This window comes from Flavobacterium sp. LHD-85 (assembly GCF_030929595.1).
Lineage (GTDB): Bacteria > Bacteroidota > Bacteroidia > Flavobacteriales > Flavobacteriaceae > Flavobacterium.
The window spans coordinates 326,054-343,298 of sequence record NZ_JAVFVR010000005.1 but is presented as its reverse complement, the minus strand read 5'-3'; the positions used below and the strand labels follow the sequence as shown (position 1 = coordinate 343,298).

The window sequence follows — 17,245 nt, the reverse complement described above, 5'->3', positions numbered from 1 at the left end:
TCAATTTAACAAATTATTAATAAGCTCAGATTTAACTTATTATATTTTTGTAGGATAACCACACCTGTATGAGAAACTATACTTTATTTGCCTTTCTATTTTTTTCGTTTTCCAATTTTGCTCAAATAAGAGGAACTGTAACAGATGACAAAGGAAATCCGCTTCCTTTTGTATCGGTTTTTGAAGAAAACACTTATGCTGGAACCACTACAAATGAACAGGGAAAATATCAGCTAAACGTAAAAGAAATTGGAGGAAATAAAATCATTTTTCAATATCTAGGTTATAAAACTCAAAAAATTACTGTTCTCGCGGCAACAAAAACAGTTAATTTAGATGTTAAACTTCAAGAAGAAAGTTTCGCTTTAAATGAAGTTATCATTGACCCTAAAAACAATCCTGCTAATGCTATTATAAAAAGTGCAATAGCTCATAAAAAAGAAAACTCAGATAAAACCGAAAGATATACAGCCGATTTTTATTCTAAAGGAATGTTTAAAGTCAAAGATCTTCCTAAAAAAATTCTCGGCAAAAAAGTAGATCTAGGTGATGACATGGCTTCAAACTTAGATTCGACTGGAACAGGAATTTTGTATTTATCTGAAACTATTTCGAAAGTTACTTTTGAAAAACCTGATAAACTAAAAGAGAAAATCATCGCTTCTAAAATTTCAGGAAACAATCGCGGTTATAGCTATAACACAGCTGCGTTATCGACTTATGATTTTTATGACAACACTTTAGATTTTGATGTAAAACTCATCTCTCCTATCGCCGATAATGCTTTCAATTATTACAAATACAAACTAGAAAGCACTTTTTATGACGACAACAATCAACAGATTAATAAAATTAAAGTAATTCCAAAGCGCGATAAAGAACCTGTTTTTGAAGGTTATATTTATATTGTAGATGACAGTTTTGCGATTTATGCCATTGATTTAGACATCAAGGGGTATCGAATGAAAAACGAGTTTACAGAAATCATGACTTTAAAACAGAGTTTCAGCTATAATTCCAAAAATAAAATCTGGTCTAAAAATGCACAGACGCTTTCTTTTAATGCGGGTATTTTTGGCGTAAAGTTTTCTGGAAATTTCAATTATGTATATTCGAATTATGAATTTCCAGCATCGTTTGACAAGAAAACTTTCGGGAATGAACTAGTGGCTTTTGACCTCAATGCGAATAAAAAAGACGATGCTTTCTGGAATGAAATTCGTCCGATTCCGCTAACTATTGAAGAAAGCAGTGATTATGCAAAAAAAGACAGTTTGCAAATCATTAGAAAATCAAAAAAATACACCGATTCTATTGACGCCAAAAACAATAAGTTTAAGATTTGGGATGTTTTAATGGGCTATGATTATAAAAACACTTTTAAGAAATATTCTTTTGATTATAAAGGTCTATTAAATATTGCTTCTCTAAGTTTTAATACCGTACAGGGTTTTAATCTAGATTCAGGCTTTTCTTTTAGAAAATGGGATGAAGAAAAAGGAACAAACACTTCAATAAGCACTACTTTTAATTATGGCTTTTCTGATGAACGTTTTCGTGCAATTGGTGAATTTAGCCATCGTTTCAATACAATAAATTATGCTACAATATGGGGTTCTGGAGGTGTAAAAACAGCCCAATTTAATAGCGCTGAACCAATTAGCAAATTTATCAATTCTATAAGTTCTTTATTTTTTAAAGACAACTATATGAAACTGTACAACTTAGAATTTGCTGAAATCAATTACGGACAAGATATTGCAAACGGAATAAATCTTACTGCAAAAATTGGTTACGAGCAGCGCAAACCGCTTTTCAATACAACTGATTATTCTTTCTTTAAAAAAGATGATATTTATTCTTCTAATAATCCTTTGGCTCCAAACGATTTTACAACTCCGGCTTTTGATCAGCATCATCTGTTTAAAACTCTCGTAACAACAAGAATTAATTTTGGAAACAAATACATTTCAAGACCAGACGGAAGATTTAATTTTAAAGATGATAAATATCCCACAGTTTATCTTGCATTCGAAAAAGCATTCGCAGCAAGCGAAAAAAAGTATGAATACGAACGAATTGGAGCTTCTGTTCAATATGATTTATCACTTGGAAATAAAGGCCTTCTAGGAACCAATTTTAGAGGCGGAAAATTCTTTAATGCTGAAAATATCTCATTTATCGATTACAGACATTTTAACGGAAATCAAACTCATATTGGAACAAGCGAACGCTATTTAAATGTTTTCAACATGATGCCTTACTATTCTAACAGCACAAACGACAGTTATTTTGAAATGCATACAGAATACAACGACACTGGTTTTATCATGAATAAAATTCCGTTATTGAATCTTTTAAAATCAACAATGAATATCGGTTTTCATGCTTTAGCGATTCCAGACAAAAAACCATACTCTGAATTTACAATTGGTTTAGACAATTTAGGTTTCGGAAAATTTAAACTATTTCGAGTAGATTATGTCCATTCTTATCAAGGAGGAATTCAGCAAAATGGCGTTGTGTTTGGTTTGAAGATTTTAAATGCATTAGATTAAGGCGCAAAGGTTCAGAGAGACAAAGGTTCAGAGTTTAAATACTTTGTGAGATTTCTTTTCGAAACTTCATCACGCTCAGAAGACAAATATATCAAATAGAAAATCCGCTTATTATATTAATAAACGGATTTTTTATTTCAATCTTTGATAAAAGTTTCAGCGAAAAAACCTTCGTCCCTTTGAACCTTTGCAACTTTGCACCTTAAGAATAATCATCTGGCTCTATATGAATCAAAACATTTCCTAACTGCGGAATTTGTTCTTTTAAAGTATCTTGAAGTTTATGAGATAAATCATGACCTTCTTTTACAGAAATTTTAGCCGAAACTATGGCGTGAAGATCAACATGATAACGCATTCCTGCTTTTCGGATATAGCATTTTTCTGTTCCAAGAATCCCTGGAACTGTCAAAGCAACAACACGTATTTCTTCTACTAAATCATCGTTTAGATTTTCATCCATGATTTCTCCAAGTGCCGGTCTAAATATTTTATAGCTGTTATACAGGATAAAAAAAGCCGCAAAAAGTGCTGCCCAATCATCTGCAGATTCGTAACCTTTACCCATAATCAAGGCAATCGAAATTCCGATAAAAGCTGCTACAGAAGTTATAGCATCACTTCTATGGTGCCATGCATCGGCTGCCAAAGAAGAACTATTTGTTTGTCGGCTACGTTTCATTACCAAACGAAAAGAATATTCTTTCCAAATAATAATTGCACCTAAAATATACAAAGTCCAAGATTTCGGTAAATCGTGCGAAGTCCCAATATTTGCAATACTTTCGTAACCGATAATTGTTGCCGAAGTAATTAAAAACCCAACAACCAAAAACGTAATAAGAGGTTCTGCACGGCCGTGACCGTAAGGATGGTTTTCATCAGCCGGTTTATTCGAATACTTGATTCCAAATAACACCAAAAATGACGCAAATATATCTGTTGTCGATTCAATTGCATCTGCAATTAAGGCATAAGAATTGCCAAAAAAACCTGCGAGACCTTTTATCAGGGCCAGGCAGGTGTTTCCTATTATACTAAAAATAGTAGCTTTTACAGCTTTTTGTTCGTTTGTCATTTAAAGACATTTTTTTTAGCCACGAATTCACGAATTAAACAAAATTTAGAATTTATCTTATTTCTCTAATTTTTAAAATGAAATTCGTTTAATTTGACTTTAAAAATTTTGAATTAGTTTAATTCGTGAATTCGTGGCAAATATTTTTTTAAGCTCTCACGATTTTTGCTCCGATTGCTCTTAAACGCTCATCGATACGCTCATATCCACGGTCAATTTGCTCAATATTCTGAATTGTGCTTGTTCCTTTTGCAGATAGCGCAGCGATCAATAATGAAATTCCCGCACGAATATCAGGAGAAGACATTGTAGTTGCTTTCAATTGAGATTCGAAATTATGTCCCATAACCACAGCTCTGTGCGGATCACATAACATGATTTTTGCTCCCATATCGATCAATTTATCCACGAAGAATAAACGGCTTTCGAACATTTTTTGGTGAATTAAAACGTCTCCTTTAGCTTGAGTTGCTACAACCAAAACGATGCTTAATAAGTCAGGTGTAAATCCTGGCCAAGGCGCATCGGCAATAGTTAAGATAGAACCGTCAATATCTGTTTTTACTTCATATCCATCTTTGTGAGCTGGAATATAAATATCATCATTACGTTTCTCAACTGTAATTCCAAGTTTTCTAAACGTATTCGGAATCAAACCTAAGTTTTCCCAGCTTACATTTTTGATTGTGATTTCGCTTTTTGTCATAGCCGCAAGACCAATCCAAGAACCAATTTCGATCATATCAGGAAGAATTCTGTGCTCGCAACCTCCAAGACTTTCAACACCTTCGATAGTCAATAAGTTAGAACCAACTCCTGTAATTTTAGCTCCCATAGAGTTTAGCATCTTACACAATTGCTGTAAGTAAGGCTCACAAGCTGCGTTGTAAACTGTAGTTGTTCCTTTTGCTAAAACTGCTGCCATTACAATGTTTGCAGTTCCAGTTACAGAAGCTTCATCTAGAAGCATATCTGTTCCTTTAAGACCTCCTTCAGGAGTTTCTACTCCATAAAAATGATCTTCTCTATTGTATCTGAATTTTGCTCCAAGGTTAATAAAACCTTCAAAGTGAGTATCTAATCTACGACGGCCAATTTTATCTCCACCTGGTTTTGGAATATATCCTTTTCCGAAACGAGCCAAAAGCGGACCAACAATCATAATAGAACCACGAAGCGCTCCACCTTCCTTTTTGAAAGCTTCAGTTTCTAAATATCCAACATTAACCTCATCAGCTTGAAAAGTAATTGAACCCGGTTCGTTACGTTGAATTTTCACCCCTAAATTCCCCAGCAAAGTGATTAATTTATTGATGTCTATAATATCAGGAATGTTATTAATTTTTACTTTCTCTCCTGTTAGAAGCACGGCACATAAAATTTGTAATGCCTCATTCTTTGCTCCTTGCGGAGTGATTTCTCCTTTTAAAGGAGTTCCTCCTTCGATTTTAAAAATTCCCATAGATTTTTTTTAGGTTCTTTCAAAGTTTCTAAGATTCTGAGACTCTAAGATTCTAAGTAAAAAAACTCAGCAACTTAGACGCTTAGTAGCTTAGCAGCTTTTTTATTCTTGTTTTTGTTTGTTTTTTTTAAAGTATCTAAGTAAAAAAACTTAGCAACTTAGTCCCGATAGCTATCAGGATAGCCTCTTAGCTCCTTTTTTACTTCTGATTATTGTTTTTTTGAAATGTCTTTTTCTGACCGCCTTTGTTATTGTTATTTTTGTTGTTCTGAATTTTTGGCTGAGCACCAGAAGCTGTTTTATTAGACATGCGTTTGTTTGTACGCATTAGATCTGTTGTGTTTAACAATTCTTCCGTGCTATGCAATAAATTGATTTTGCCTCCTGATAATTCATACAAATGCTCAAAAATCACATCGTCTTTTACGGTATCTTTGTTCCAGCTTAAGAAAGATTTTTTCATATGGTTGGCGATCACCATGATAAGCGCATTTTTCATTTCGCCTTCCTCCCATTTATTCGCAACATCAATCATATATTTGATGTTGTTACCATAAAATCTATATTTTGGAAAGTTCTGCGGATACTGCAAAGCATCTGGTTTTAGCTCCAAAACTTCTCTTGATGGAATTGGGTACGGAGATTCAACATTCAATTTAAAATCAGACATAATAAAAAGCTGATCCCAAAGTTTATGCTGAAAATCTGGTACGTCACGCAAATGCGGATTCAGACTTCCCATAACCTGAATGATATATTTCGCAGCTTTATTGCGCGTTTCATCATCTTCGATTGCAGTTGCCTGATCAATCAGTTTTTGCAAATGACGACCGTATTCTGGGATAATTAGACGCTGTCTTTCAGAATTGTATTCTAAATTATACACAACGTCGCTTGCGGCTTCTCTTTTATATTTTTCGATCATAAGTTTATAATGAAACTATACCTTCTATTGTAGAAACTTCTTTGTATTTACTAATCACATCATCTGAGCTGTGCATCGTAACATCTACAGAAACACTGGTAAATTTACCTGTTTTTGATTTTGTTGTTTTAATAACCGCCCCCATTCTATCAAAAGCTTTTTCAACACGCTCTACATTATCACCTACAGAAGGCACAATAAATTTATACAAATATTCTGCTGGCCAAGTGTTTGCGTTATCTAGCTCTACTTTTAATCTTTCGTAAAATTCGGCGGTGTTTTTTTCTTTATCGTTCTCCATTCGTAATTAAAAATAAACGCAAATATACGCTTTTGATTTCAGATTTCAGATTTTAGATTTTAGATTTTTTGACTCTAAAAATGAGGCTGTTTTTTTGCCACAAATTACACTAATTAACACAAATTATTAAATCCTAAAATTCAATTTCCCTAATTTTAATTAACTTGGCAAATCAAAAAATAATAATTAGCGAAAATTCGTGAAATTTGTGGCAGAAAAACTTTGCGACTTCGCGGCTTTGCGAGATTAAAACCATTTAAAATGAAAAAACTCCTTTTACTTCTTATCGCTTTTACACTAAATTCAGTTCAAGCACAAGAAATTAAAACTTTAACTTATTTCCAAAACGACACTTTAAAACTAGATCTAGATTTATATCTGCCAAAGAAAAAAGCAGACGAAAAAATCCCGTTGATTATGTTTGCTTTTGGTGGAGGATTTTCGGGCGGAGAACGAACAAATGAAAAAGATTTTGGAAAATTCATGTCACAAAATGGTTATGCCGTTGCAAGCATTTCATATAGTTTGTATATGAAAGGAAAAGATTTTGGCTGTAAAGGAACTTTGACTGAAAAAATAAAAGCGATTCAAATTGGCGTGAGCGATATGTGGCAGGCAACCGCTTTCTTAGTTGAGAATGCTGACAAATATAATCTTGATACTTCAAAAATCTTTATTTCTGGAATTAGTGCCGGAGCCGAAATTGGTTTCCACGCTTCATTTTGGGATTATAAATTAATGAACTTATACAAAAGCAATCTCCCAGAAAACTTTAAATACAAAGGGTTCATTGGAGGTTCGGGAGCGATTCAGGATATTAATTTGATTACGAAAGAAAAAGCAATTCCGATGTTATTAGCACATGGAAATAATGATGATACGGTTCCTTATTCAGCAGGTTCGCACCGTTCTTGTCCGACAAATGCTTCTGGCTGGCTGATTCTTTTTGGTTCTTATGCGGTTTATAATCAAATGAATGATTTACATAAAGATATCGAACTGATTACTTTCTGCGGTGGCGGACATGAATTTTCGGGTTATCTTTTTCATCAAGGACAGCAATATGTTTTAGATTTTGTGAATGATGTTTTGAATGGTAAAAAGTTCCAATCGCATTTGATTATGCCTTCTAAAAATGGAAAAAGTTCTGGGAAGTATTCATTTTGCGAATAGTTTATTTGGCTAAAGCCAAGATTTAAATAATCATTTAAACCCGTTGGTTAAAACCAACGGCAATTCAAATAAAAACTGCTCCAGCGGAGCAAAATATTTATAGAAAAAACAATTTCTCGCAAATCAAAAAGCTCCAGCGGAGCGACATATAAATCACTCTAAATGTGTCGCTCCGCTGGAGCTTTATATTAATAACGCATAATTTTTCTATAAACATTTCGTCCCTCTGGGACTTTCTTTCTGTGAAAGCTTATATTTTTTTCAAATAATCCCAAAAACAAAACCATCTCTCCTTTTTAACCCTGATGGAAGTGGAAATCCTTTTGCTTTTTTCTTTAAAAAGCAAAAGATTGCAGCGAACAGCAGGAAACCATGCCAACTAAAAATGCCAAATCTTTCGTTTCTGATAAATATTCTTTTTAATTATAAATAAGTTTAGGTAAATTTGCGCTTTATTTTTAGAATAGTGCAAAAAGAAATTATAGTCTTGCTTGGCGGACCTGGTACTGGAAAATCAACACTTATTAACGAATTGGTAGCTCGTGGCTTTTGCTGCTATCCTGAAATCTCTAGACAGGTTACCATGAAAGCGCAACAAGAAGGCATTGAACAGTTGTTTCTGGAACAGCCGCTTTTGTTTAGCGAAATGTTATTGGAAGGTCGTATTGAACAATATAAAAATGCTCTTGAAGAACCTGATAATGTGGTTTTTATTGACAGAGGAATTCCAGATGTGGTAGCTTATATGGATTATATTGGTGATGAATATCCAGAGAATTTCGTTAAAGCATGCGAGGATTATAAATATTCTAAAACTTTTATTTTACCGCCTTGGGAAGAGATTTACCAAAGTGATTCTGAGCGTTATGAAAATTTTGATCAGGCAGTAAAAATCCAAGAGCACCTTGTTGAAACTTACAAAAAATATGGTTACGAACTGATTGAAGTTCCTAAAGATACAGTTGAAAACAGAATTCTTTATATCTTAGACAAAATTTAGCGGTATGGTTTAAAGTTGCAAAACTAGAAACTGTTTTCTAAATTTTTAACTTTAAAACCAAGGCAATGCTCGGAGCGCAGGAAATTCTTCTAAAATACTGGAAACACGACAGTTTTAGACCGTTGCAAAAAGAAATTATCGATTCGGTTCTTGATGGACAGGATACTTTTGCGGTACTTCCGACGGGAGGCGGAAAATCGATATGTTTTCAGGTTCCCGCCATGATGCAGGAAGGAATCTGTCTTGTTATCTCTCCTTTGATTGCTTTAATGAAAGATCAAGTAGCCAATCTGCAAAAAAGAGATATTAAAGCAATTGCTCTTACGGGGGGAATTCACACCGAAGAACTGATTGATCTTCTTGACAATTGCCAGTACGGAAATTACAAATTCCTTTATTTATCTCCAGAACGTTTACAATCGGATTGGATTCTGGAGCGTATTAAAAATTTACCCATCAATTTAATTGCTGTTGACGAGGCACATTGTGTTTCGCAATGGGGTCATGATTTTAGACCTGCCTATCTTAAAATTTCAGAACTGAAAAAGTTCTTTCCAAAAATTCCGTTTTTGGCTTTAACTGCTACGGCAACTCCTAGAGTTATTGAAGATATCAGGACGCAATTAGAATTAAAAAATCCAAGACATTTTCAACAATCATTTGAACGAAAAAATATCGCTTACATGGTTTTTGAAGTTGAAGATAAATTATATCGAACTGAACAAATTCTTAAAAAGAATCCGCAGCCTTCTATTATATATGTCCGAAATCGCAAAGCGTGCCTGAATATGTCTTCGCAATTGCAATCGTTAGGTTTTACTTCAACGTATTATCACGGCGGACTTTCGTCTAAAGAAAAAGACAAAAACATGCAATTGTGGATGTCTAAGCAGGCGCAAGTTATTGTAGCTACAAATGCTTTCGGAATGGGAATTGACAAAGACAATGTAAAAACCGTTATTCATACACAACTCCCAGAAAACTTAGAAAACTATTATCAAGAATCTGGGCGAGCGGGACGAAATGGCGCAAAAGCGTTTTCGGTTCTTTTGTATAACAATTCAGATTCCATTCACACCGAACAGCAGTTTTTGAGTATTCTTCCAGACAAGAAGTTCCTAAAAACCATGTACAACAAACTCTGCAATTATTTTCAGATTGCTTATGGAGAAGGTTTAGATGAATCTTTCTCTTTCAAACTGAATCATTTCTGCAATAAATATGAATTCCCGACTTTAAAAACTTACAATGCCTTACAGTTTTTAAATCAGCAGGGAATTATTACGATGTCTCAGGAATTCTCAGAGAAGATAAGCATTCAGTTTCTTATTGAATCCAAAGAAGTGATTCGATACGTGAGTTTAAATCCAAATGACGAAGAAATCATCTTGGCAATTTTAAGAACTTATCCTGGAGTTTACGAAGTAAAATCAAATCTGAATCTAGGGTTGATTGCTAAGAAATCAAACCGATCTGAAGAACAGGTTATTGCTGTTTTAGAAAAGCTGAAAGAAAAAGAAATTATAGAATATAAATCTAAAAATAATGACGCTACTATTTTGTTTAATGAAGTTCGCGAAGACGATCACACTATAAATAGGGTTTCAAAATATTTAGAAAAACAAAACGAAGTTAAAAAAGAACAGCTTCTATCGGTTCTTCATTATATAAAAGACACCAAAACCTGCAAAAATAGATTGGTTTTGGATTATTTTGGAGAAGAAACAAAAGAAAACTGTGGCATCTGTTCGTACTGCATTACACTAAAAGGAAAAATTACCGAAGCCGATTCGATTGCAGATAAGATTTTGTCTTTGCTTAGAACAGCTTCACTGACTTCAAGAGAAATAGAGAATCAGATAAAAATGGATACAAAAGATATTTTATCGGTTCTTCAGGAATTGCTCGAAAACAATCATATCATTATACAAGCGAATAATAAATACACTTTAAAATCATAATGGAGAAATTGAGAATTATATTTATGGGAACACCAGAATTTGCCGTTGGCATTTTGGATACCATTATCAAAAATAACTACGAAGTTGTTGGCGTAATTACTGCAGCAGACAAACCTGCAGGACGCGGACAAAAAATAAAATATTCGGCTGTAAAAGAATATGCTCTTGCTAACAATCTTACTTTATTACAGCCAACCAATTTAAAAGACGAAAGTTTCTTAGCCGAATTAAAAGCGCTAAATGCCAATTTACAAATTGTAGTTGCTTTTAGAATGTTGCCAAAAGTGGTTTGGGAAATGCCAAGTTTAGGAACTTTCAATCTTCATGCTTCTTTATTGCCAAATTACCGCGGGGCTGCTCCTATTAACTGGGCCATTATTAATGGCGAAACCAAAACCGGAGTTACCACTTTCTTTATTGATGATAAAATCGATACTGGCGCCATGATTTTAAATTCTGAAATCAATATTGAACCAGAAGAAACAGCGGGACAGCTGCACGATCGCTTGATGAATTTAGGAAGTACTACTGTAATTGACACTTTAAAGGTTATTGAAAACGGAAATGTTACTACAACAATTCAAGAAGATAACGACGATATTAAAACGGCGTACAAACTAAACAAAGAGAACTGTAAAATTGATTGGACAAAATCTGGAGCTGAAATCAATAACCTGATTCGCGGTTTAAGTCCTTATCCTGCTTCTTGGTGCTTCTTGAAAGACCAAAATGAAGAATTGAACATCAAAATTTATGAAGCCAAACTAATCTCAGAATCACATTCTTACGAGGTTGGGAAGCTAATTAGCAGTAAAAAAGAAATCAAGATTGCAATAAAAGATGGCTTTATTCAGTTATTAAGTCTACAATTTCCAGGAAAAAAGAGAATGCTTGCTTCAGAATTATTAAATGGAGTAAGTTTTTCAGAAGTTGCAAAAGTGTATTAAGGTCAGTAAAACAGGGGTTTGTACCTGTTTTTTATCGATGAACAACACTCTTTATGAACAAAAAAAGCAAGTTATTAACAATTTTTGCTAAAAATAAAGAAAACACTTGCACGCAACGGATTTCCTACTAAATTTGTGTATTAACAATTTTTTTTAACCAACAATTAATAACTAATTATTATGAACAAATCAGAATTAATCGATGCTATCGCTGCTGATGCAGGAATCACAAAAGCTGCGGCGAAATTAGCTTTAGAGTCTTTTTTAGGTAATGTAGGAACTACTTTGAAAAAAGGAGGAAGAGTTTCATTAGTAGGTTTCGGATCATGGTCAGTATCTTCAAGAGCTGCTAGAGACGGTAGAAACCCTCAAACAGGAAAAACTATTAAAATTGCAGCTAAAAACGTTGTAAAATTCAAAGCTGGAGCTGAATTAGAAGGTGCAGTGAACTAAGTAAGAAAGTTCTCTAAACTTATAATATAATTAAAACCTTCCATCTGGAAGGTTTTTTTATGCGGTTTAACGATTTTATTTGGGATTTTAATTTTTTTATGACTAAATTTAATAAAAATTGTAACCGTATGATTTCAGAAAAATTAAAAAAAGGACACCTGCTTATTGCCGAGCCTTCAATAATTGGAGATTTATCTTTTAACAGATCGGTAATTTTATTAGCAGACCATAACAAGGAAGGATCAATAGGTTTTATAATTAACAAGCCATTAAAATATACTATTAATGACTTGATCCCTGAGATTGATGCTAACTTTAAGATATATAACGGCGGCCCTGTAGAACAAGACAACCTTTATTTTATTCACAATATTCCTGAGTTAATTCCAAACAGTGTGGAAATTTCTAATGGGATTTATTGGGGAGGCGATTTCGAGTCCACTAAGGACCTAATAAACAACGGATCGATTAGTAAAAACAATATACGTTTTTTCTTGGGCTATACCGGTTGGGAAGAAAATCAGCTAGAGAATGAGATGCAAGGAAACTCATGGATCATTGCTGATAATAATTATAAAAATAAAATTATCGGAAAATCTACTACCCATTTTTGGAAAGAGCAGATTATTGAACTTGGCGGCGATTATCTTATTTGGTCTAACGCACCAGAAAATCCATATCTGAATTAATTTTCAGAGATGGATTCGTTCAATCGTTGCACTAATAAATGAGCCAAATTTGTTGTAAACTCCTTTTTTCGATATTTAGTTATCGGCTGTATCCCTGTGATTACATTGGTAAGAAATAATTCGTCTGCTTTTTGAAGGTCAAACGGCGAAATTATTTCCTCCAATACTTCTATATCTTCTACTTTTTTAGCCAGCGCTAAAATTTGTTTACGCATAATTCCGTTTAACGCACCTTCTGAAACTGGAGGTGTTATAAGCTTATTACCCATTACCATAAAAATATTTCCTTGAAGTGCCTCTACAACATTTTTACTATCATTCAGTAAAATGCAATTGGCTAGGTCATTTTCATTTGCATAAATACTTCCTGTTATATTAATCATCTTATTAGTTGTTTTAAGAGACGATAATAATTGTTTTGTTACATAGAAGTCTTTATACAAATCGACTTCGTATTCGCTTGTATTTATACTATAAGCTTTATTTCCAAGAGAAATGGCGTTGATTAAATATGAAATATCATTGCTTTTAGGAAGATACAAACCTCCATCATTCCTGAAAACAGTAATTCTTGCACGCGCTGAAGCAGCGATTCCTTGTTTATTTACAAGATTAAGAATCTGCTCTTCAAAATATTCCATTGTAAAATCCATAGGAATCATCATTCTAACCACGCGCATTGAAGCCATTAGCCTAAAATAATGATCCTCAAGAAACAAGATTTTTCCGTTGACAATTTTTACTGTTTCGAATATTCCGTCACCATACAAAAAAGCGCGGTTAAGAGTTAATATATTGTCTTCCTGCCCTATGTTTCCGTTAAAATTAATCATAAAAAAACCCTGAATTTTGTTCAGGGCAAATATAAGGTATAAAATAGACTTTTACTAAACAGATCCTATAAGATGTTTTAGATCTGAGATCTGGTTCTCCCACAATTGTTTAGCTTCGCCTAATTCTTCTTTATCAGCAAAATCGACTACCATTAAGGATACGTCTTTAGTTAATTCATCAACTAAAATATGAAGTTCGAAAAAGTACTCAGTATCCTTACTGCTTTCATCAACCCATTTAAATTTTACTTTTTCGCCAGATTTTTTTGAAGCCAAGCGCGCTTTTTCCTGCGAATCATTCCAGATGAAAGTAAAAAATTCACCTCTCGAATTCACATTGTCAGCAAACCATTCTTGTAAACCTGACGGCGTTGATATATATTGATACAATAATTGTGGCGAAGAATTGATCGGAAACTCGATTTCGTAACGTATTTTTGAATCCATGTGCTACTTTAATTTTTTTCGAAATATAAGAATATATGTCCAAAAACAATGCATTTTTAAAAATATTTTTTTTTCTTCATTTTATGCTTGCGTGCTTTAATATTATTTCTATCTTTGCACCCGCAATCAGGAATTCATGATAGCAGTCCAGGCGAGGTAGCTCAGTTGGTTAGAGCGCAGGATTCATAACCCTGAGGTCACGGGTTCAACTCCCGTCCTCGCTACAGGTAAAAACACCACTTTTTTCAAAGTGGTGTTTTTTTTTTTACCATTATCATTTTAAAAGTTATGGAAGAATTTGTGGTTTATATACTTTATTCTAAAAAATTCAACAAGAACTATACTGGATTCACTTCCAACTTGATAGAAAGATTTAAGTCTCATAATATTATGGCAAAAAAGGGGTTCACTATCAAATTTAGACCTTGGGAAGTAATTTATGTCGAGTTTTTCAATTCAAAGAGTGATGCTATGAAAAGGGAAAAATTTTTAAAAACAGGAATTGGCCGAGAGTTCATAAAAAAACTGATTCAACAACACACATAGCAGGATTCTTATCCGCCAACGCGGACACGGGTTCAACTCCCGTCCTCGCTACTAAAAGGTAAAACCCTTAAACAGAAATGTTTAAGGGTTTTTTATTATTTTTAAACAAAAAACAAACCTGATTTTTATGGAAGGCGAAATAAATTTGAATACTATTTTAGAAAATCTTAATCCAGTTCTTAATGACGGAAAATATGTTTTTACAAAAGTAGATTCACTAGATCAGATTCCTTTTTCAAAAATTTTGTTTCTATTTAAAGAAAAAGAAGGGATTACTGTAGTATTAGAAAAGCGCTTTGCGGAAGAACTTAATCTTCATTTCTCTTATATTGCTTCTTGGATTACCCTGGAAGTTCATTCTTCTTTAGCCGCTGTAGGTTTGACTGCTGCATTTTCTCAAGCATTAGGAAATGCCAATATTAGCTGCAATGTGGTTGCCGCTTATTTGCACGACCATATCTTTGTTGACGAAAATGATGCTCTAAAGGCAATGGATGTCCTACTAAAATTAAAACAAGAAAATAAAAATTCTTAGCAATTAAAAAATCAAAAAATATCTACAATAACTCCCATTAAAATAGTTATTTTGCAAAGGTAATTTTGTAATATATGGACATAGTAAAATTTAAGATCACATCTAAAACAATCAAAGTCGAAGTACGCAATTCGAATAATTATGTTTTTAATTTCAATACTGCTTTAGATATTGCCAAAGAAGACAAAGATGTTTTATTAAAACTTTACAATGCGCTTGATCTTCTTTTTAAGAAAGAACAAATTAGCGAAAACAAAAACTACATTTCGCCAAATCAAACCAACATCTTAGATCAGATTTCTGCTGCAGATTTGGAACAGGAAAAGCAATAAGTATTTTCTAGTCTTTCCTCATTAATTTTAAAAAATATCAAAAGTCCTTGAATAAAAATATTCAAGGACTTTTTTGTTTGTAATTATTTCTTCCTCTTCTCAAAAAACAGTAATTTTATCTGTACCCGTAAAAAAAGTATTTTCTGTATCTGTACCCAAATCTTTAAGAGCAATAATTTTGCTAAAAAAAGATATGGAATCTAAAGCGGCAACACAGAAAAAAATAACATTTAGAGAAGTTTATATTTTTGATATGGATATTTTGCAAAACATCTTCACCCAAAATATGCGTGAGAAAGCCGAAGACAAAATGCTTTTTGGAATACCTTTTCTTCTCTGCGAAAAAGACAATAAAATAAATTCGTTTGCCAGTTTGATTCTAAATCAAAACAATCAAATTGAATTCAGAATTTATGATAATGGAAGCTTAACAGACGAAGATAAAGCAGTATTTAATGATTACATTCAAAATTTTCTGAAGAAGAAAAAAAGCGCCAATTTCAATAATGCGGCACAACTCAGACAAAGCACCGACCAGTTTATTCACTGCCTGTCCTTTTAAACGCTTAAGAAAAAGCAAAAATGAAAAATCGCGAAACATTATATTTAAAAATTGCCAAAATCATTGAGGATCAAATTCACAATGAAACCTTAGCACTTGGCGACAAATTGCCTTCTGTACGGAGCGCACAAAAATTGTATAATGTTAGTTTGAACACTATTAAACAAGCTTATTTAGAATTGGAAAGTCGCTCGCTTATAGAATCTCGTCCGAAAACGGGCTATTATGTAAGCAAAAGTTCACAGCGTACAACAGCACTTCCTACAATTGCAAGTATAGACAATCGGGAAACGGAAAATACTCCCGAAGAACTTATCGATAAAGTTTTTGGCACCATCACCCAAGTCGATGTAACACAATTTGCACTTGGGATACCTGGAAAGAATTTCCTGCCCGTTGCAAAACTAAATAAAGGAATTATCAATGCCGTTCGCAACAGAGACGATGCAGGCACTGCTTACGAACCAGTTCAAGGATCAGAAAGTTTACGTCGCGCCATTGCAAAATGGGCGCTAGTTATGGAAGGAAAAATTACTGAAGATGACATTGTCATTACTTCTGGCGCGATGCATGCGATTTACAACGCTCTTATGGCGGTGACATCTCCTGGTGATAGTGTTGCGGTCGAAAGTCCCGCTTATTTTGGAATACTTCAGGCTATAAAAGAATTAGGTTTAAAAGCAGTTGAAATTCCGACGCATCCTTTGTTTGGGTTAGATCTTGAAGCTTTAAAAAAAGCGCTTCCCGAAATTAAAGCATGCTGTTTTATCACCAATTTCAATAATCCGATGGGATTTCAAATGCCTGATGAAAACAAACAAGAACTAGTTAGATTGATAACTCAATATAATGTTCCGCTGATTGAAGATGATATTTACGGCAATGTTTACTTCGGCTCAGAACGTCCGAAACCTTGCAAATTTTATGATGAAGCCGGTTTGGTTTTATGGCTTGGCTCAGTTTCAAAAACACTTGCTCCTGGATATCGGGTTGGATGGATAGCTCCTGGAAAATTTAAAGACAAAATTATTCGTCAGAAATTGGTTCAGACAGTTTGTAATTCTTCGTTGTATTCGGATGTTATTACAGATTTCTTAGAGCACGGGCGCTATGATCATCATCTAAGAACCTTTAGAAATAAGCTTTATGCCAATTATCTTCAGATGAATCGTGTTGTAGAAGCTTATTTTCCAGATAACACCAAAATTGCACAACCAAAAGGTGGTTTTATGTTGTGGCTGGAATTAGATCAAAGAATATCAACAACAGAATTATTCAATACTGCCTTAAATCAGAAAATTAATTTTGCGCCCGGAAGAATTTTTTCACAGTACAATCAATATAATAATTGCATGCGACTGAATTATGCACTAGAATGGAATGAGCGCGTAGAATCTGATTTGGAAAAACTGGGCAGAATAATAAAAAATAGTATTTAATGCA

Annotated in this window: 18 protein-coding genes and 1 tRNA gene; 13 read left to right on the top strand and 6 right to left on the bottom strand. The window is 33.6% G+C overall.

The window, feature by feature from the left end; translation table 11 throughout:
- Positions 1 to 68: 68 nt before the first annotated feature.
- Complete coding sequence (locus RB618_RS11485) at positions 69 to 2,558, top strand: DUF5686 and carboxypeptidase regulatory-like domain-containing protein (protein ID WP_308068842.1); 2,490 nt, start codon at positions 69 to 71, stop codon at positions 2,556 to 2,558.
- Positions 2,559 to 2,760: 202 nt separating this feature from the next.
- On the opposite strand, the gene RB618_RS11480 is transcribed toward RB618_RS11485, so the two are convergent.
- The 4 genes from RB618_RS11480 to RB618_RS11465 form a co-directional block, all read right to left on the bottom strand.
- Complete coding sequence (locus tag RB618_RS11480) at positions 2,761 to 3,636, bottom strand: cation diffusion facilitator family transporter (RefSeq protein ID WP_308068841.1); 876 nt, start codon at positions 3,634 to 3,636, stop codon at positions 2,761 to 2,763.
- A 148-nt stretch (positions 3,637 to 3,784) separates the two neighbouring features.
- Positions 3,785 to 5,098 carry a UDP-N-acetylglucosamine 1-carboxyvinyltransferase gene (gene murA, locus RB618_RS11475; RefSeq protein WP_308068840.1) on the bottom strand — a complete coding sequence of 438 codons (1,314 nt, stop codon included), beginning with the start codon at positions 5,096 to 5,098 and terminating at the stop codon, positions 3,785 to 3,787.
- Positions 5,099 to 5,297: 199 nt separating this feature from the next.
- A complete protein-coding gene (locus RB618_RS11470; protein ID WP_308068839.1) occupies positions 5,298 to 6,023 on the bottom strand; it encodes a DUF4290 domain-containing protein in 726 nt (241 codons plus the stop codon).
- A 4-nt stretch (positions 6,024 to 6,027) separates the two neighbouring features.
- Entirely contained in the window at positions 6,028 to 6,324 is a 297-nt protein-coding gene (locus RB618_RS11465) for a DUF493 family protein (protein ID WP_111285800.1), read from the bottom strand.
- Positions 6,325 to 6,585: 261 nt separating this feature from the next.
- On the opposite strand from RB618_RS11465, the gene RB618_RS11460 reads away from it, so the two are divergent.
- The 6 genes from RB618_RS11460 to RB618_RS11435 all read left to right on the top strand — a co-directional run bounded on the left by RB618_RS11460 (position 6,586) and on the right by RB618_RS11435 (position 12,547).
- The gene (locus RB618_RS11460) at positions 6,586 to 7,497 is read left to right on the top strand and encodes a carboxylesterase family protein (RefSeq protein WP_308068838.1); all 912 of its coding nucleotides are present in this window, start codon (positions 6,586 to 6,588) and stop codon (positions 7,495 to 7,497) included.
- 466 nt (positions 7,498 to 7,963) lie between these two features.
- Positions 7,964 to 8,497, top strand: a complete 534-nt coding sequence (locus RB618_RS11455) for an ATP-binding protein (protein WP_308068837.1) — start codon at positions 7,964 to 7,966, stop codon at positions 8,495 to 8,497.
- A gap of 65 nt (positions 8,498 to 8,562) precedes the next feature.
- Positions 8,563 to 10,458 carry an ATP-dependent DNA helicase RecQ gene (locus RB618_RS11450; RefSeq protein ID WP_308068836.1) on the top strand — a complete coding sequence of 632 codons (1,896 nt, stop codon included), beginning with the start codon at positions 8,563 to 8,565 and terminating at the stop codon, positions 10,456 to 10,458.
- A complete protein-coding gene (gene fmt / locus RB618_RS11445) occupies positions 10,458 to 11,405 on the top strand; it encodes a methionyl-tRNA formyltransferase (protein ID WP_308068835.1) in 948 nt (315 codons plus the stop codon). Before RB618_RS11450 ends, fmt begins: the two co-directional genes overlap by 1 nt.
- A 180-nt stretch (positions 11,406 to 11,585) precedes the next feature.
- Positions 11,586 to 11,858, top strand: coding sequence for an HU family DNA-binding protein (locus tag RB618_RS11440; RefSeq protein WP_008464760.1), 273 nt, complete (start codon positions 11,586 to 11,588; stop codon positions 11,856 to 11,858).
- A gap of 128 nt (positions 11,859 to 11,986) precedes the next feature.
- Complete coding sequence (locus tag RB618_RS11435) at positions 11,987 to 12,547, top strand: YqgE/AlgH family protein (RefSeq protein ID WP_008464759.1); 561 nt, start codon at positions 11,987 to 11,989, stop codon at positions 12,545 to 12,547.
- Here the strand turns inward: RB618_RS11435 and RB618_RS11430 are convergent.
- Together RB618_RS11430 and RB618_RS11425 are read right to left on the bottom strand one after the other, a co-directional pair.
- The gene (locus RB618_RS11430; protein WP_308068834.1) at positions 12,544 to 13,380 is read right to left on the bottom strand and encodes an aminotransferase class IV; all 837 of its coding nucleotides are present in this window, start codon (positions 13,378 to 13,380) and stop codon (positions 12,544 to 12,546) included. The genes RB618_RS11435 and RB618_RS11430 overlap by 4 nt on opposite strands.
- A 54-nt stretch (positions 13,381 to 13,434) precedes the next feature.
- Positions 13,435 to 13,827: an START-like domain-containing protein gene (locus RB618_RS11425; RefSeq protein WP_111285785.1), complete on the bottom strand. Its 393-nt coding sequence runs from the start codon at positions 13,825 to 13,827 to the stop codon at positions 13,435 to 13,437.
- Positions 13,828 to 13,977: 150 nt separating this feature from the next.
- Between RB618_RS11425 and RB618_RS11420 the strand changes: the two genes are divergently transcribed.
- The 6 genes from RB618_RS11420 (at position 13,978) to RB618_RS11395 (ending at position 17,241) form a co-directional block, all read left to right on the top strand.
- Positions 13,978 to 14,051 (top strand) — tRNA-Met (locus RB618_RS11420).
- A 64-nt stretch (positions 14,052 to 14,115) separates the two neighbouring features.
- Positions 14,116 to 14,373 carry a GIY-YIG nuclease family protein gene (locus RB618_RS11415; protein WP_111380104.1) on the top strand — a complete coding sequence of 86 codons (258 nt, stop codon included), beginning with the start codon at positions 14,116 to 14,118 and terminating at the stop codon, positions 14,371 to 14,373.
- A 127-nt stretch (positions 14,374 to 14,500) separates the two neighbouring features.
- Positions 14,501 to 14,908, top strand: a complete 408-nt coding sequence (locus RB618_RS11410) for an ACT domain-containing protein (RefSeq protein WP_308068833.1) — start codon at positions 14,501 to 14,503, stop codon at positions 14,906 to 14,908.
- 74 nt (positions 14,909 to 14,982) lie between these two features.
- Positions 14,983 to 15,240: a hypothetical protein gene (locus RB618_RS11405; RefSeq protein WP_095929479.1), complete on the top strand. Its 258-nt coding sequence runs from the start codon at positions 14,983 to 14,985 to the stop codon at positions 15,238 to 15,240.
- 193 nt (positions 15,241 to 15,433) lie between these two features.
- On the top strand, positions 15,434 to 15,802 hold the full coding sequence (locus RB618_RS11400; RefSeq protein WP_308068832.1) for a hypothetical protein: 369 nt from the start codon (positions 15,434 to 15,436) through the stop codon (positions 15,800 to 15,802).
- A gap of 20 nt (positions 15,803 to 15,822) precedes the next feature.
- Positions 15,823 to 17,241 carry a PLP-dependent aminotransferase family protein gene (locus tag RB618_RS11395; RefSeq protein ID WP_308068831.1) on the top strand — a complete coding sequence of 473 codons (1,419 nt, stop codon included), beginning with the start codon at positions 15,823 to 15,825 and terminating at the stop codon, positions 17,239 to 17,241.
- Positions 17,242 to 17,245 lie beyond the last annotated feature (4 nt).

What these genes read in the sequence shown, in the direction of transcription:
- RB618_RS11485 (WP_308068842.1), top strand. Translation starts at nt 69, where the DNA reads ATGAGAAACTATACTTTATTTGCCTTTCTATTTTTTTCGTTTTCCAAT.
- RB618_RS11480 (WP_308068841.1), bottom strand. Translation starts at nt 3,636, where the DNA reads ATGACAAACGAACAAAAAGCTGTAAAAGCTACTATTTTTAGTATAATA.
- murA (WP_308068840.1), bottom strand. Translation starts at nt 5,098, where the DNA reads ATGGGAATTTTTAAAATCGAAGGAGGAACTCCTTTAAAAGGAGAAATC.
- RB618_RS11470 (WP_308068839.1), bottom strand. Translation starts at nt 6,023, where the DNA reads ATGATCGAAAAATATAAAAGAGAAGCCGCAAGCGACGTTGTGTATAAT.
- RB618_RS11465 (WP_111285800.1), bottom strand. Translation starts at nt 6,324, where the DNA reads ATGGAGAACGATAAAGAAAAAAACACCGCCGAATTTTACGAAAGATTA.
- RB618_RS11460 (WP_308068838.1), top strand. Translation starts at nt 6,586, where the DNA reads ATGAAAAAACTCCTTTTACTTCTTATCGCTTTTACACTAAATTCAGTT.
- RB618_RS11450 (WP_308068836.1), top strand. Translation starts at nt 8,563, where the DNA reads ATGCTCGGAGCGCAGGAAATTCTTCTAAAATACTGGAAACACGACAGT.
- fmt (WP_308068835.1), top strand. Translation starts at nt 10,458, where the DNA reads ATGGAGAAATTGAGAATTATATTTATGGGAACACCAGAATTTGCCGTT.
- RB618_RS11440 (WP_008464760.1), top strand. Translation starts at nt 11,586, where the DNA reads ATGAACAAATCAGAATTAATCGATGCTATCGCTGCTGATGCAGGAATC.
- RB618_RS11435 (WP_008464759.1), top strand. Translation starts at nt 11,987, where the DNA reads ATGATTTCAGAAAAATTAAAAAAAGGACACCTGCTTATTGCCGAGCCT.
- RB618_RS11430 (WP_308068834.1), bottom strand. Translation starts at nt 13,380, where the DNA reads ATGATTAATTTTAACGGAAACATAGGGCAGGAAGACAATATATTAACT.
- RB618_RS11425 (WP_111285785.1), bottom strand. Translation starts at nt 13,827, where the DNA reads ATGGATTCAAAAATACGTTACGAAATCGAGTTTCCGATCAATTCTTCG.
- RB618_RS11415 (WP_111380104.1), top strand. Translation starts at nt 14,116, where the DNA reads ATGGAAGAATTTGTGGTTTATATACTTTATTCTAAAAAATTCAACAAG.
- RB618_RS11410 (WP_308068833.1), top strand. Translation starts at nt 14,501, where the DNA reads ATGGAAGGCGAAATAAATTTGAATACTATTTTAGAAAATCTTAATCCA.
- RB618_RS11405 (WP_095929479.1), top strand. Translation starts at nt 14,983, where the DNA reads ATGGACATAGTAAAATTTAAGATCACATCTAAAACAATCAAAGTCGAA.
- RB618_RS11400 (WP_308068832.1), top strand. Translation starts at nt 15,434, where the DNA reads ATGGAATCTAAAGCGGCAACACAGAAAAAAATAACATTTAGAGAAGTT.
- RB618_RS11395 (WP_308068831.1), top strand. Translation starts at nt 15,823, where the DNA reads ATGAAAAATCGCGAAACATTATATTTAAAAATTGCCAAAATCATTGAG.